Genomic DNA, 14,732 nt, shown 5'->3' with positions numbered 1-14,732 from the left:
CCGAGCGCCACCGGTGACGCGGGCGGGGCGACGGGCCGCGACGCTCGCGGCCCCTCAGTCGACGACCGGCAACTCGACGGTGAAGACGGCGCCGTTCGGGTCGTTGTCCCCCACGCGGATGTCGCCGCCGTAGCGGTCGACGAGCGTCTCGGCCAGGTACAGACCGAGGCCGGTCCCCCCGCTGTCGAGGCCTTTCTCGCCCTCCTCGAAGATCGCGTCCTTCCGGTCGTCGGGGATGCCCGGCCCGTTGTCGGCCACGCGGACGGTCGCGGTGTCGGCGTCGGCGGCCGCGGCGACGGTCACCTTCCGGATCGCCCCGTCGTTGTGTTCGACGGCGTTCGTGAGCAGGTTCCGGAACACCGACCCCAGCATGTTGTCGGCGCGGACGTCGACGTCCGGGATCGTCCCGTCGGTCGTCAGTACGGTGTCCTCGTAGGTCGATCGAACCTCGCTCACCTGCTCGTCAAGGACGCATCCGAGTCCCACCGGCTTCGTCTCGGCGTCGGCGGTGAGCATCACCTCCGCGACGTCGCCCGCCGTCTCGGTGATCTCGACGGCGTCGCGGGCGCTCTCGACCGCTCGTTCGACGTGGGCGGTACGGTCCTCGCCGACGAACGTCCGAAGCGATTCGACGTAGCCGAGCACCACCTGGAGGTCGTTGCGGATGTCGTGGCGGACCACCTGGTTGAGGATTTCGAGGTTGTCACGCTGTCGTTCCAGTCGGCGTTCGTACCGGCGACGCTCGGTGGCGTCACGGACGACACAGATGTACCGCCCGTCGGCCAGCGGACTCAGGGAGAGTTCCTGCGGGAAGGGGCTCCCGTCCGCCCGGACGCCCGTGGCCTCGCCGCGCCACTCGTCGCCGCCGGCCACCGCGGGGAAGACCTCCGATTCGAAGCGGTCGACCTCGGCGTCGTCGTAGTTCATCCGCCAGGTGTTCCCGAGGAAGACCGCGGGGTCGTCGTAGCCGTAGATGTCCGCGTGGGCCTGGTTGGCGTAGACGTACTCGCCGCTGGGTTCGAGGATCGCCATCCCGTCCATCGACGCCTCCATCGCCTCGGCCTGGTCGATCACCTCCCGGGCGCGTTTCTGCTCGGTCATATCGACGTAGAGCGCGTGGGTCCCGACGACGTCGCCGTGCGTGTTTCGGCGTGGCGTCGCCTGCAACAGCGTCTCAAGTCGCTCGTTCCCTCGCGTCAGCAGCGTCCGCTCGGCGGTGGCGAACTCGCCCGCGAGGGCTCGTTCGTACCCATCGTGATCGAGGAGTCTCGCCACCGACGCCTCGGAGTACACGTCGGCCAGCGGTCGCCCCCGGAGCGCCTCGCGCGACCACCCGAGCTTCGCGGCAAAGCGCCGGTTACAGTCGTCGATCACCGGGCCGTCCGCCGTATCCTCCGTCAGGGCGACCATCACCGGCGCCTCCTCGAACAGTTCCCGGTACTGGGCCTCGTATCGGTCCTGTATCCGGACGCGATGGAACGCGTGCGCGACGGTCTTCCCGAGGTCGCACAACAGCGCGTTCTCGGACTCGTCGAAGGCGTCCGTCCGGTCGGCGTAGACGTTCAAGACACCGTAGAGCGTCTCCTCGCGGACGAGCGGTACCGCGGCGCTCGATCGATACGTTCGTTCCATGGCGTCCGCCCGCCACGGCTCGTACGTGGGCTCCGACGGGATGTCCTGGACGGCTTCGAGCGTCCGGGTCCTGACGGCCCGCCCCGTCGGCCCCTGGCCGAGTGAACTGTCGTCCGGCCTGATCTCGATGGCTTCGAGATAGCCCGATTCGAAGCCCGCCGAGGCCCGCGGCACGACCCGCCCGTCCGCGGCGTCGTACTCGCCGATCCACGCGAAGGCGTAGGGCTCGGTGTCGACGATCGCCTCGCAGACACCCCGGTCGATCTCCTCGGTCGTCCGCGCCCGCACGAGCCGTTGCTGGATCGTCCGAACGAGGTCGGCGATCCGCGCCGACTCCCCGTCGCTCCCGTCGATGGCGGCCATCACGGCCTCGCCGAGGCGCTCCGTGCCGTCGGTCCCCGCCACGTAGTCGGTGACGCCCGCGCCGATCGCCTCGCTCGCGAGGCGTTCGGACCCCTCCGCAGGGTGGAGAACGAAGGGAAGATCCGGCTCGACCGCCCGGACGCGTTCGAGGAGGGCAAGCCCGCCGCCGTCCCCCGCCGGGAGTCGGGACGCCGCGACGACGCAGTCGGCCGGCCACGCCGAGACCAGTTCGAGCGCCTCCGCGGCCGTCGTCGCCGTCCTGATCTCGGCGTCCCCGACCGCGTCCGCCAACGCGTCGCGCGACGGCTGCCAGCCCTCACTGCCGACACACAACACGTGCCCACGACTCGACATACCAGCCGAACTGGGGCGTGCACAATTGAATCTGTCGTCGACGCGCCGTCAGTCGCCGAACTCCCGTTCGAAGCGAGTGGTCGCCTCGTCGGTGCCGGCGACGATCACCTCGTCGTCGGGGCGGAAAGTGAGCGCGGCGGGATCGAACTCCGTGATCGTCTCCCCATCCCGGACGACGGCGACGACGGTACAGCCGGTCAGTGACCGCACGTTCGCCGCGGCGATGGTCGTCCCAACGAGGTCACCGGCGGGAAGCCGGACGACGCTGACTTGCTTATCGTAGGCCAGCACTTCCTCGTCCTCGAACACGGTCGACGCCAGCATCCGGCCGCTGACCGTCGCGAGGGACTGGACGTAATCCCCGCCCGCCCGGTAGAGTTTCTGGACGTCCGCCTCCTCGTTGGCCCGGACCACGACGTGGAGATCGGAGGCCATCTCGCGGGCGATGAGCGTCACGAAGATGGCCGTCGTGTCGTCGCCGACGGTGACGATCAACGCCGCCGCCTCCTCGATCCGTGCCTCGGTGAGTACGTCCGGATCGCGGGCGTCGCCGACGACGTCCACCGCCGGCCCTGCCTCGCTGTCCAGAACGGTCAGATTCGATCCGGTGTCCGACAGCGCCTCGGCCGCCGCCCGCCCGGAGTCGCCGTACCCCGCGAGGACGATACGCTGGGGACCGAACGCACGGACCGTCGCGGCCGTCGCCTCCTCCAGTCGCGCCACCCGTTCGGGTTCACCGGCGACGAGGAGACGCATGCTAGGGGTGAGCGACTCCAACGGCGATACGGGCGTCTCGAAGTCGCCCCCGGTCCACGCGCCGATCACGTTGACGCCGAACCGCTCGCGGATCCGTGCCTCACCGAACGTCCGCCCGCAGATGTCGCTCTCCCTCGCCACGGTCAGTTCGACGAGTTCGAAGTCGTCGCCGATCGGAATGCCGTCGTCCACGTCGGTTGTGACGGCCGTCGGCACCTGCTCGGCCAGGCTCGCCCCCAGCAACTGGCGGGGCGAGAGCACGTCGTCCGCGCCCGCCGCGCGATGATAACGGGCGAGCGACGCGTCGTCGACGAGCGTGATCACCCGCACGTCGGGCGCCGTATCCCGCGCCGAGAGGGCGATACTCGCGTTCGTGTCGTCGGCCGCGTCGGCAACCAGCGCCCGCGCCGAGTCGAGACGGGCGCGTTCGAGCGTTTCTGTCGTCTCCGGGTCGCCGCGGATGACCCGATACCCCGCCTCGTGGAGATCGCCTGCCCGTGTCTCGTCGGGTTCGACGAGGACGTACTCCCGATCACGGGCGTCGAGTTCCGTGATGAACGCCTCGGTCCGGGAGGTATGTTCACAGATGATGACGTGATCAGACACACCGTTCACCGTCTCCGGCGCCGTCGGGGCAAGCGCACCGCGGAGCCACGGGACCGCGAACACGTCCACGGCGGTGAGAATGAGGCCGATGCCCGCGAGTTGCATCGCGATCACGAGAAAGTTCATCTGGGGACTCTGCCACCCCGCGTCCTCCCCGTATCCCGTCGTGGTGAAACTCTGGACGACGACTTCGAGGGAGCGATACAGGGGCTGGGGACGCCCCTCCCAGACCGCCATGCCAACGTTGTACGCACCGGTGAACAGGACCGTCGTCGCGACGACCAATCCGAGATAGTAGACGGTACGACGGCTTCGGATCGCCATACGCGTGCCTACACCGCACCCGTATTTAGACGTACTGAGGTCGGTGCCTGCCGGTCGACGTCGGGGCGTCGGACGGGGCGATCAGCCGTCACCGTCCGCAACCAGTTCGCCGACCGTCTCCTCGGTGCGCTCGACTCGCCGGTACTGGCGGGTCGCAACGTCGCTCAACTCCGCGAGCCGGTCTTCGAGCGTCGCGAGTTCGTCGACCGCCTGGTCGACGGTCGCGGCGACCTCCTCGGTGCTCGACGCGTGGCTGTCCGTCGCGTCGGCGACCTCTTGGGCGCCGGTCGCTGTTTCGTCGACTGCTTCCCGGATCGCGTGCAGTGCGTCGACGGTTGCCTCGACGGCGTCGATGGCGCCGACGATCTCCGCGGTCGTTTCGTCGAGTTCAGTCGCGGTCCGTTCGGTCGCGGAGATCATCTCGGTTATCATCTCCTCGATTTCGCTCGCCCGGGTCTGGGACTCCCCAGCGAGCGATTTGACCTCGTCGGCGACGACCGCAAAGCCCTCGCCAGCCTCCCCCGCACGGGCGGCCTCGATACTGGCGTTCAGCGCCAGGATGTTCGTCTGATCCGCGATCTCGTTGATCACGTCGATGATCTCCCGCATCTCGTCGGCTTGCGTGGTGAGCGCGTCGATCGTCTCCCTGGCCCCGTCGGCCGAGCCCCGCACTTCGTCCATCCGGTCGATAGCGCGGGCGGCCGTCTGTTCACCCTCGTCGGCGCGGGACCGGGCCTGCTGGGCCGCCTGGCTGACCTGCTCGGTACTGGCGGCGATCTCCTCGATGGTCGCCGACTGGTCCGACACCTCCTCGGCGACCCGCTCCATGCGGTCCGTCTGCTCCTCGGCGAACGCCTCCACCTCGTTCGTGATCCCGACCGTCTCGTCGATGGCGTCGACGAGGTCGCTCAACTGCCCTTGGACGGTTCCCCCGACTTCCCGCTGGAGGCGTTCAAGTTCCCGCTGTTGTTCGACGTGTTCGGACACGTCGGCGGCGACTTCGAACGCGCCGACGACCGTCCCGTCGGAGCCACACAACGGGACGCCGAACGTCTGGAAGATGGCGTCCGTCGTCGGCACCTCCCGCAGTGCGTCCTCCTGGATCGTCTCGCCGGTACGGGCGACCGTCTCCGCCAGGGTCTCCTCGGCGTTCTCGGTGCCGATGACGTCGTACGCGTTCTCGCCGATCGCCTCCGAGCGTGGAATGTCGAGTTGGGTGCCGAGCGTCTCGTTCCAGTGAGTGAGCGTCCCGTCGGAGGTCGTGACCAGCACTCCCTCGGGAAAACTCTCGACGAGTTGGTCGAACATCGACTTCCAGAAGTCCCGCTCCGCCCGGAGGCGGTCCTCCCCCGAAGGGTCGATCTCGCCGTCCGACTCGGCGAGGTAGGTCTCCCAGAGATCGGTCGCGTGGTGGGTCTCCTCGTCCCGAACTGAACCGGGTGACTGACTCATTTGTTCGGAGAACCGAACGGAGGTATGTTAACCTGTTCACCGCATTATCCAGTCTGATAATGGAATGTTTCGTGTTCTTTCGAATATATGCCCAAATTGTGAAATTCTTGCGACAGATCGGGGCGGCGAGCGGTGGCCTCGCCGAGACACCGCAGTCGTCGCTCCCGACTGCGAGCCGTGGCGTGCGATCGCCGCAGTCAGACACTCGCCGTCCGAAAGGGGGGCCCACCCGACGCTACTGCACAGGACGATTCCGGTCCACCACAGCACCGCCACGACGACGCCCAGTCCACCCCACCGGGCCGGCCTCGGTCTGCTCCGGTACCCCGACGCGACCGAGCAGCACAGGCCGACCGCCGTCGTCGCGTAGGTCCGACGCGTATCCCGAGAACGACGCCAGCGACGCGCGACGAATACTAGTAGCTGTATCCCTTTCACCTGTCGATGGTCGAACCGACCGTTCCGTACGACCTTCCCGATCCGGGGTCGCTCGCGGAGGCGTTTCTCGTCTACGAGGTCGACGTCGTCGACGGACAGGTCCGCTACTACGGAGAACCGACCGACTCGACGGAGGCCGTGGTCCGCACGCTCGCGCCCCTGTTCCGCGAACGGGGCTACCGCATCACCGTCCAGTACGAGACCGGAGAACACGTCCTCGTGGCGACGGAACGCTCGACCACCGTCGACGGCGTTCCGTGGGTCCACGGCGCGCTGTTTCTCGCAACGGTGCTGACGACGCTTTTCGCGGGGTCGCAGTGGTACGGCATCGACGTGGCCGCCGATCCGTTTGGGCTCGTCCGGGCGTGGCCCTTCGCGCTGTCGGTCGTCGGCGTCCTCGCGATCCACGAACTGGGCCACTACACCCTCAGCCGCCACCACGACGTCGAGGCGACGCTGCCGTACTTCATCCCGGTGCCGAACGTCCTCGGCACGCTCGGTGCAGTGATCCGGATGAACGACACCATCCCGAGCCGTCGGGCGCTGTTCGACATCGGCGTCGCGGGCCCTCTGGCCGGCCTCGCCGCCACCGTCGTCGTCACCGCCGTCGGGGTGTCGCTCCCCCCGGTCGACGCCCCGGCCTCGGCGGTGGTCGGCCGCCTCGAACTCGGCTATCCGCTTCTAATCACCGGCATCGCCACCCTCCTCGACGAACCCGTCCGCTACGGCGCCGGGACGATGGTCAACCCGGTCGTCGTCGGCGGATGGATCGGCGCGTTCGTCACCTTTCTCAACCTGCTTCCCGTCGGCCAACTCGACGGCGCTCACGTCACCCGGGCGCTGCTCGGCGACCGCATGGGGTCGATCCAGCGACTCGTTCCCGCGGGGCTGTTCGGGCTCGCAGGCTACCTCGTCGTCTTCGAGAGCGGCCGATCGGCCCAGCTGTGGGCTTTCTGGGGGCTCCTGTCGCTGCTCTTTCTCCGCCTCGGGAGCGCGACGCCGGTCGACGAGACGCCGGTCGGCCGACGTCGGCGGGTGATCGGCCTGGCGACGCTGCTGCTCGGGATCGCGTGTTTTACTCCGACACCGATCGCGTTCGCCGGCTGACCCGTCCCGTTCCGATGCCATCGCCCGCCGGCCACACACCCACCTCAGTCGGCGTGCCGGACGATGTGAACGTCGTAGCGGGCGTCCGCGGAGAGGGGATCACCCACGCTCGTCATCGGCGACGACACGCGCCCGGCGTTCTCGCTCCCCACGAAGAGGATCGTCACGTCGAGTTCGGCGGCCACTTGGCGGACCGTCCGGGTGACGTCGTCGGTGGTCGTCGCCGTCAACTCCTCGCTGTCGTCCGGCCGCTCACACCGGAACGACGCGCGGTCGTCGATGGCCGTCACGCGCTGCTGGAACTGCGCGCAGAGTTCGTCCGGACGGTAGGCCTCGTTGGCGTCGATCCACTCCCGTTCCACCCCGAACGACCGATCGTCCGGGATGACCGTCAGCGCGACGACGTCCTCGTTCCGGTACGAGCCGAATTCACACGCGCGTTTCAGCGCCGCCTCGGACAGTGCCGAATCGTCGAATGGAACCAGTAGGGTCACACGCCGTGGTTCGCTCCCCTCGGCCTTATATGTCCCCCGCGGGGTCGGAGGCCCTCAGAGGACCGCCGACTCGTGGCCTGTCTCACACACCCACGCTACCCGCCGCAGTCCGGTGGCTATGATCGCGGCGCCGTCGGCGGTTCCGGTTCGGATACGATCGAATCTCGACGTGTTCGGAGGCGGTATACGACTGGACACCGCTCCCACAGACAGTACTGTCCCACGCCGAGAGGACGACCGCCGCATCTGGGGACACAGTCGGTGGACACCGCTCCGGATCGCACGGGAGTCAGCCAGACGACCGCATCATGCGCTCCCGGCGCAGTCGTACTCGGCGGTCACGAACTCCGCGTCGCTTCCCAGCGGATCGCTGACCGTCTCCGTCCGCAGCGCGCTGAACCCCGCCTCCCGCAACGCGGCGAGCGTCCGCTCACGTCCCGGCGAGGAAAAGAACATCCGGCCACCCATCCAGCCGTTGCGGACAGTCTCGAACCGACCGCTCGGGAGCGTCAGCAGCACCGAGCCACCCGGCCGGAGGACGCGGGCGAACTCCCGATACACATCGGGGTGACGCTCGCGTGGGACGTGGAAGACGGCGTGATAGGCCGTCACGGCGTCGACACTGTCCGTCCTCACGGGAAGGGCGGTCATGTCGGCTTGTACCAGTCGCGCCCCTGGCACTGTTTCACGGGCGAGTTCGAGGCCACGACGGGAGATATCGAGCCCGATACTCCCGGCCGGCAGGTTCGCAAGCGTCCGCGCCCCGTCTCCACAACCGATATCAAGGACTGTCGGGGCGGGCGGAAGCGAATCCCGCAGGTCGCCAAGCAGTTCGGCGTCGGAGCCGGTTGGATCGCGACGCCGGGCGTACGTTGTCGCGATGGCGTCCCACGCGCGACGGATTGCGTCGGGGTCCATGTGTGGGTGTCGGGTCGAACCCATGTAACGGCCGCGACGAGGGTGTGCGACCCCCGAACGATCACATCGTCGTGGGGGCTCACTCCGCAAACGGATCCTCGCCACCGATGGCCCGTCGTTCGAAGTCACTAGCGCGAATCCGAAGTGGGAACCAGCCCTCTTCGTCGACTCCAAGAAGGGCCTCGGAATAGCCATCATCCTCGTTGCCCGCTTTCGCCGTCCGGATCCACTCTTGTTCCCGACTGTTGAGGCCAAACCAGTCCGCGAGCGTGTCGGCCTCCTCCCGAACCCGATGGACGAGCGTCATCGAACAGAGATTGGCGATGGTGCGTGCTTCCGGTGTGAGTGTGAACTCGCCACCGGTTTGCGTAACGAACTGGACCGAGAGATCGTAATGCCGACTGTGCCGTACCGCCGTCTCCAGAAATTCGAGCGAGGAGGCGTCATTCAACAGGTAATGCGCTTCGTCGATGACGAACACGACGCGGTCGTCGGTCTGTTTCGCCCGCTCGTACACCGCTTTGAAGAGGACCTGCATCATCAGACTGGTTCGGGAACGACCGCGAGTCCCCTCCTCCTGATGTAAGTCGAGGTAGAGGCAACTCGAATCCAAATTTAACGCTGTCTGCTCCGCCAAGTTTGCCAGATCACCGTCGGGACGAAACGAGGGTCGTAACTCGGCCAACAGCGATTGCGCGTCGGTTGCGACACGCTCCTGCTCGCCGGGAGTCGCATAGCCGAACGCCGCTGGGTCGTCCAGCAGTTCCTCTAGAACCGCCATGACGTCGCGGACCGTCGGCGAGGCGTTCGTGTGTGTCGACGGATCGCGGGTGATGCCCTGCCGTGCGTAGGCCTCCTGAATCGCTCGCCTGAGCGTCTGTTTTCGTTCCCCCAGCTCGTCGGTCGCCACGTGAGAGAAGAACGTTTCAAAGAACGTCAGCGCCCACGTGAGTTGCTCCGCCCACGGATCAAGATCCGACACCTCCTGCCGGATATCCGCCGGTGTGGCGCGGAGTTCGAGAGGATTCAGTCCGCACGTCCCACCGACCGTGATCCGCTCGCCGCCGAGGATCTCGTGGAGCGCGGAGAACTCGCCGAGTGGATCGAGCAATACGAGGCGCGTATCGCCGTCGTACATCGCCCGCCGTACGAGATGCAGCTTCGTCGAGAACGACTTCCCAGCCCCCAGTTTCCCGATGACCATCATGCAGTAGCCGGTCTCACGGGCGAAGCGATCGAGGATGAGCGGGCTCTCGTTGAGTGCATAGGTGCCGTACTCGATCCCGGGTTCGGCCACCGTACCGGCGACGAAGGGGAACATCGCGCCAAGAGCCCCCGCGAGCATCGGCGTTGTCGTATCGAAGACCGTCTCAAGCCGATTCGTCGCGAGTGGGCTGGCCGATACCAGCGCATCGAGTTGCGCCCAGCGGGGCGTGATTGGCGTGAGGTTGGCCGGTGACTGTCGGGCGACCGTCCGCACCCCCGTCGCGTCGACGTCACGCTCGCTGTCATGACGCGTCGTGAGAAACATCGCAACGTCGAACGCCTGCATCGAGGTATTGCGTAACACGTCGTAGAGATCGCGGTGGTCGTTCAGGTCCTTCTTCACCCCACGGGCACCGGCCCGCCGACGTTCGGCAAGATAGTCGAAGTCGGCTTCGAGATCCTCGATCCGGTTTTCGAGTCCGTCAAGCGTCGCCTGTGTATCGCGAGGCGAGACGTGAATACTGATGTCCGTGCGGCGTGTCTCCGGCGTCGCGTACAACGTTTCGAACAAGCCATCGGCAGGCATATCGGGAAACTCGCCGATCCAGAGGGTCTGCGTCCAGTCCATTCCCGCACGGATGGCTCCCGGGTGTGCTTCAAGCGATGGCGGCGTCACGACCGAGCGCTGTCGCTCGTGGTCGTCGCCGAGGGGCTCGTCCCCAGGCTCGTAGTTGACCGCTATGTCGTCCGTGACCGGGGTGTCCGCCTCGCTCTCGGTGCTCGATGCTGTCGTCCCGTCATCACCGCCCAACCGCGCACGGACCCAGTCAAGCATCGTCGCTCCCTCCCCCGACGACCGGTCGCGTAGTGATCGCCGCTTCCGGATCGTCGTACGTCACGTTCTCTCCACGCCAGAACGAGGCGAGGAGTTCCGCCGCCTCGCCCGCCGAGATGCGGTGAGCATCACAGTCATCAACCTCGCGGAGTCCCCGTCGCACGAGCCGAGCTCGTTCGTCGACGGTCTCGATCAGTGCGGCGCGTTCGTCATCACGACGTGGCGCGAGGAGTGCCTCAATGAAGACACCGAGGACCGGAAGCCGTGTGAGTTGTTGGGTGAGTTGCCGACTCTCGAACCGGACCTCGGAGGGATCGACGGGAACGACAATGTAGTGATCACGGATCGTCATCTGCCGTTGTTCGAGGTCCTCTCGATACCAGGCGACGTACTCGTCGATGAGTTGTGCCAATTGCGGGTTGGCCCGCACGTCTGGATCGGTACGACGTGCGTCGTAGTGTGCGAGGTAGTCGTCGGCCGGGAACTGTCGGGTCGTAGCGTACAGTTGAATCGGAAACTCGACCGACGTGTTCAAAAACTCTCGAAAGGCATCGGCCGTGGCCGCCCACTCGCTGTCGGTCGCTAGTGCCATCGACGGAGGCGTGACCTGCAGGATCCCCAACATCGTCCCGTCGGTCCGCTCGATCACGTCGGCATCGGGATGGATCGCCTCGACATGTGTGTGTGCCATCGCGGCGTCGTGGGGCAGTCGTGCCGGCCGATACCAGAATCCGAGCATCGACCCGATCCACTGGGCGGTTGTCAAATGGGTGGGAGTCAGATACACGACAAGGCCGCCGAGCCCAAGCCCCCCGAGCGTCAGCGGTAGCCTGAGAGCGGTGATACGATACCCCCGCACCGTCATCTCGGGCGGAACGGCCAGTTGGATCGCCAAGGCGATGGCGACACCCGGGAGGGCGCCGACAGCGAGATCGGTGAGCGTGTACGTCCCGATGATATACGTCTCGGTGCTGATCGACTTCGGAATCCGTTTGCTTGCATCGTGGAGCGATTTGTCGTTGCTCATAGTGTCTGTTGACGCCGACGACGCCTCAACAAGTGCTTACTGCTCGGTACGATCATCGGTGGACGAGGAACGATTGCCTGTGTCGTACTCTCCGGGTTCGAAGCGAATCGGCTCGGCGTACCGGTGGCCCCGGTCGTTGCCCACAGCCCAGAGTGGCCCGCCATCCGAGGCGTCCGCCTCACCCGTTCCCCGGCGTGTGAGACGGCTGGGAAGCGACCGTAGGTCTCCGCCCGGGCCCGATTGCTGTGTCCCGCCCTGCGATCCACGCGTGGTGAGCGACCGAGTCTGCAGCTCTCGCATCGCAGTCCGGCCATCTTGACGGAGTTTTCGACCAAACTCCCGACTGCGATCGACGCGACGCCGGTAGCGCTTCCGCGAGGCGTTCCGCGCCACGCGCTCACCAACGAACAGCAGCGCTCCGGCCTGCCAGACCAGGACGAACGGCGCGATGAGGGCAACGAACGGGATGACGAGCGCGGTGAGCCACGTGCCAAACCCACCCATCGGCAGCGTGGCCGCCTCTCCGAGGAGTTCACCGAGCCGAAGGAGGAGTGCCACAGGCACCGGCATGAGCAGGAACGGGACATAAAACCCCGCGAGCCGCTTGGCGAAGCGGGCGACGAAACTGAACGGACCGACGCCTGGGATCCACGCCACGATCAACAGCGGCATCCCGAGTACGAACCCGTAGAGAACCAGCTGCCGACCCAAATACACGAGCGCGAGGGCGCCGAACAGACCGACATCGATGGCCAGCGACGCGACAACACCGAGGAGCCCGATTCCGGTGAACGATACCGTCTGAAACAACGATATCGAGGAGAGGTCGGGAAGCAAGAGCGTGACGAGCTGGTCGGTCACCTGGAGCGAGAACGCGGCGAGCCACCACCACGACAGGATCCCCAGCAATCCACTGAACGCCCGCCGTTTCAAATTCGTGCGGTGGTAGCCACTAAACAGGTGACTCGTCGATTCGAGAAGGATAACGAGCGCCACCGCCAGTCCGAACAGCAAGAACGCGAGTGGGAGAATCGTGTCCCAGTAGTACGGATAGAGTGTCGTCCACGGGACGGTCTCGGGGGTGCCGAATGCTGCTCTCGGGTGGGGTGTCCCCACAATCAGGCGAAGGAGCGCAGGTCCATAGGTCTCGACGAGTTCCTCGATCGGCGTGAACAGGGTCCGGAGGAGTCCCTTGAGTGCCTCCACGAGTGCCTCGGTGATCATCCCGGTCGTGATGGTGGAGTCACTACCGTCGCCGTTGGACTGGGCACCGACACGCCGGCTCGCTGCGAGCAATCCGCCGAGGACACCGGCCAGTCTCACCGTCAGCCATCGCCAGCGGTTCGAACGCCGACGCGGACCGAGTGCGGGCACAGTTAGAACGAACAGCTTGCACCGCCAGCCACGACGTTGTTCAGGAGGAACTGAATGATCGTCGTTCCGAGTGGGGCGACGATCACGCCCCAGACAACGCCCTGGTTTCGCACGGTTTTGATCTCGCGTTTGAGATCCGACCGCCGAACCGTCGGCAACGCTACCGTCGCCCCCAAGGCGATCACACCCCCGACGAGCGGCCCCCCGAACTGAATCACCTGGAAGATGTTGAGGAGGGTCTGTGCGAGGGCCGTCCGACAGAACGAACTACCGATGGACTGCGCCGCCACCGGCGTCGCGAACGTCGAGACCCCCACAGCAACGGTGACAGAGCGAAGTCCGCACCAGCCGCGGTGATTGTAAGGTGTGGGCAACCGGTCGGTCAACCAACGACACAGCGCCGTGATGTGAGTATCTGCCTGCATCCCCATCCTCTCCTGTCACCGCGAAGATGCGCCGGCATCTTGCGATGACGACGTCGGAACGTCAGAAGAAAATCATATAAAATTCGGGACGCGAATATCAGACGTGATATTTTTGGTTCGGCGGCGAACTCGTTCGGCGTCTTCAGGTTGGTTCCTCGAACCTCGATCGCAGTCGCTCCGCACGTGCCTCGAACTGGCTCACCTGTGCCGTGAGGTCATCGGCGACGCGTTCGATCTGTGCGAGTGCCGCCTGCCGTTCGACGTCCGTCTGTCCGTCTTCGTCCGTCGTGGCCGCGACCCGCTGTTCGTACGTCTGTTGCACCGACTCCAGGATCGACTCGGGGTTGAACAGGATATCGTTGGCCGTTCGAACGTAGCGATCGAGCGACGAGCCCTCCTTGCCGGTGAACGCATGGGTCAACGCGTAGGTCGCTCCCGAGTGAAGCGTCCACATGTTCGGTTCGAAGGGATCGGCCGCGTTCGCACGCACGTCGGTGGCGGCCTGCGTGGCGAGATACTCCGGGAAGTCAAGCAGGTCGTAGAACGTCTCGAGGTCGAACGGAACCACCGTCAGATCGAGCGTGATGTCTTGGGCGTCCTCGATGAACGCCGCCAAGTCGCCGCGGAGCATGCCGAGTTGCCTGAGCAGGTCCCTCCACCAGTCGTCGAACCCGCCGATGTCACCGACGTGTTTGATCGTCTCGCGATCCGTCAGCGAGCGAATGGAGTTCGCACAGGCCGTATCACGGGCGAAGCCCTCGACGTACACGGCGTGATTGCCGAAGAAGTCGTAGCCCGACGTGAGCCCCATCGTGATCGGATCCCGGTCCCCAGGCAGGGTCACGTTGAGCCCATCGAACATGAGATCCATGTGGACCTCTCCGCCACCGCGGTACTGACGCATCTCGCCGAACACCAGCTCGTCGAGGGACCGGCCCTCATACTCGGTTTCCCGGAGGACGTCTTCGAGCGGGCCGTACACGTCGAGCGGGTTGATGATCGCATACGACGACGTCGGGACGTGAAAGAGGGGATCGCTCGGGCCGTCAGCCGCCGTCGCGGTATCGCTAGCTGTCCCCCCGTCCGTCGAACGTCGTCGGTCGGCAGCTTGCTCCTGCAGGCGACTCGGCTCCACGATCGCGCTGAATCGCTCCGTCGACACCCACTCGTCCGTGTACGGGTTCCTGTACGCGACCGTCGTTTCCGTCGCGCGTGGCAGTCGCCGCACCGCCTCCGCGAAGGAGATCGGCTCTGCCTCCGGGCGCGCTCGCTCGTACCACGCGGGCAGGGTCGCATCTGTTCGCGCATCGACACCACTGAACACCAGTCGCTGTTCTGGGTCCTCCATCTTCGATCTCCTGCAGGCCCCCGTGTGTGGGCGCCTGCGCCCGTCGCAGGCGCCCCATAACCGGACCACGACC

General features: G+C 66.2%; 11 protein-coding genes. 1 reads left to right on the top strand and 10 read right to left on the bottom strand.

Going from position 1 to position 14,732, the window contains the following annotated elements:
* Positions 1 to 54: 54 nt before the first annotated feature.
* The 3 genes from NBT82_RS18105 to NBT82_RS18095 form a co-directional block, all read right to left on the bottom strand.
* Entirely contained in the window at positions 55 to 2,349 is a 2,295-nt protein-coding gene (locus tag NBT82_RS18105; RefSeq protein ID WP_251329487.1) for a PAS domain-containing protein, read from the bottom strand.
* A 48-nt stretch (positions 2,350 to 2,397) separates the two neighbouring features.
* Positions 2,398 to 4,035, bottom strand: coding sequence for a potassium channel family protein (locus NBT82_RS18100; protein WP_251329486.1), 1,638 nt, complete (start codon positions 4,033 to 4,035; stop codon positions 2,398 to 2,400).
* An 81-nt stretch (positions 4,036 to 4,116) separates the two neighbouring features.
* Positions 4,117 to 5,487: a methyl-accepting chemotaxis protein gene (locus NBT82_RS18095; protein ID WP_251329485.1), complete on the bottom strand. Its 1,371-nt coding sequence runs from the start codon at positions 5,485 to 5,487 to the stop codon at positions 4,117 to 4,119.
* A gap of 444 nt (positions 5,488 to 5,931) precedes the next feature.
* Here NBT82_RS18095 and NBT82_RS18090 point away from each other — a divergent pair, with 444 nt between their 5' ends.
* Positions 5,932 to 7,032, top strand: a complete 1,101-nt coding sequence (locus NBT82_RS18090; RefSeq protein ID WP_251329484.1) for a site-2 protease family protein — start codon at positions 5,932 to 5,934, stop codon at positions 7,030 to 7,032.
* Positions 7,033 to 7,076: 44 nt separating this feature from the next.
* Here the strand turns inward: NBT82_RS18090 and NBT82_RS18085 are convergent, their stop codons facing one another.
* From NBT82_RS18085 to NBT82_RS18055, 7 genes are all read right to left on the bottom strand, one after another.
* Positions 7,077 to 7,526 (bottom strand): universal stress protein, encoded by a 450-nt coding sequence (locus NBT82_RS18085; RefSeq protein WP_251329483.1) that lies wholly within the window; start codon positions 7,524 to 7,526, stop codon positions 7,077 to 7,079.
* Positions 7,527 to 7,832: 306 nt separating this feature from the next.
* Positions 7,833 to 8,444, bottom strand: a complete 612-nt coding sequence (locus NBT82_RS18080) for a class I SAM-dependent methyltransferase (protein ID WP_251329482.1) — start codon at positions 8,442 to 8,444, stop codon at positions 7,833 to 7,835.
* A gap of 79 nt (positions 8,445 to 8,523) precedes the next feature.
* Positions 8,524 to 10,485, bottom strand: a complete 1,962-nt coding sequence (locus NBT82_RS18075) for a VirB4 family type IV secretion system protein (protein ID WP_251329481.1) — start codon at positions 10,483 to 10,485, stop codon at positions 8,524 to 8,526.
* Positions 10,478 to 11,512: a TraC-like domain-containing protein gene (locus tag NBT82_RS18070; protein ID WP_251329480.1), complete on the bottom strand. Its 1,035-nt coding sequence runs from the start codon at positions 11,510 to 11,512 to the stop codon at positions 10,478 to 10,480. Before NBT82_RS18070 ends, NBT82_RS18075 begins: the two co-directional genes overlap by 8 nt.
* Before the next feature lie 36 nt (positions 11,513 to 11,548).
* Positions 11,549 to 12,835, bottom strand: a complete 1,287-nt coding sequence (locus tag NBT82_RS18065; RefSeq protein WP_251329479.1) for a TrbL/VirB6 family protein — start codon at positions 12,833 to 12,835, stop codon at positions 11,549 to 11,551.
* A 53-nt stretch (positions 12,836 to 12,888) separates the two neighbouring features.
* Positions 12,889 to 13,203, bottom strand: a complete 315-nt coding sequence (locus NBT82_RS18060; protein WP_251329478.1) for a hypothetical protein — start codon at positions 13,201 to 13,203, stop codon at positions 12,889 to 12,891.
* A gap of 250 nt (positions 13,204 to 13,453) precedes the next feature.
* Positions 13,454 to 14,659: an SNARE domain-containing protein gene (locus NBT82_RS18055; RefSeq protein ID WP_251329477.1), complete on the bottom strand. Its 1,206-nt coding sequence runs from the start codon at positions 14,657 to 14,659 to the stop codon at positions 13,454 to 13,456.
* Between the last annotated feature and the right edge of the window lie 73 nt (positions 14,660 to 14,732).

The organism is Haloplanus sp. HW8-1 (assembly GCF_023703795.1).
GTDB lineage: Archaea > Halobacteriota > Halobacteria > Halobacteriales > Haloferacaceae > Haloplanus > Haloplanus pelagicus.
This window is presented reverse-complemented; position numbering and strand designations above follow the sequence as displayed.

Bases quoted from the DNA above. Each gene is read 5' to 3' on its own strand.
- NBT82_RS18105 (WP_251329487.1), bottom strand. From the start codon at position 2,349: ATGTCGAGTCGTGGGCACGTGTTGTGTGTCGGCAGTGAGGGCTGGCAG.
- NBT82_RS18100 (WP_251329486.1), bottom strand. From the start codon at position 4,035: ATGGCGATCCGAAGCCGTCGTACCGTCTACTATCTCGGATTGGTCGTC.
- NBT82_RS18095 (WP_251329485.1), bottom strand. From the start codon at position 5,487: ATGAGTCAGTCACCCGGTTCAGTTCGGGACGAGGAGACCCACCACGCG.
- NBT82_RS18090 (WP_251329484.1), top strand. From the start codon at position 5,932: ATGGTCGAACCGACCGTTCCGTACGACCTTCCCGATCCGGGGTCGCTC.
- NBT82_RS18080 (WP_251329482.1), bottom strand. From the start codon at position 8,444: ATGGACCCCGACGCAATCCGTCGCGCGTGGGACGCCATCGCGACAACG.
- NBT82_RS18075 (WP_251329481.1), bottom strand. From the start codon at position 10,485: ATGCTTGACTGGGTCCGTGCGCGGTTGGGCGGTGATGACGGGACGACA.
- NBT82_RS18070 (WP_251329480.1), bottom strand. From the start codon at position 11,512: ATGAGCAACGACAAATCGCTCCACGATGCAAGCAAACGGATTCCGAAG.
- NBT82_RS18055 (WP_251329477.1), bottom strand. From the start codon at position 14,659: ATGGAGGACCCAGAACAGCGACTGGTGTTCAGTGGTGTCGATGCGCGA.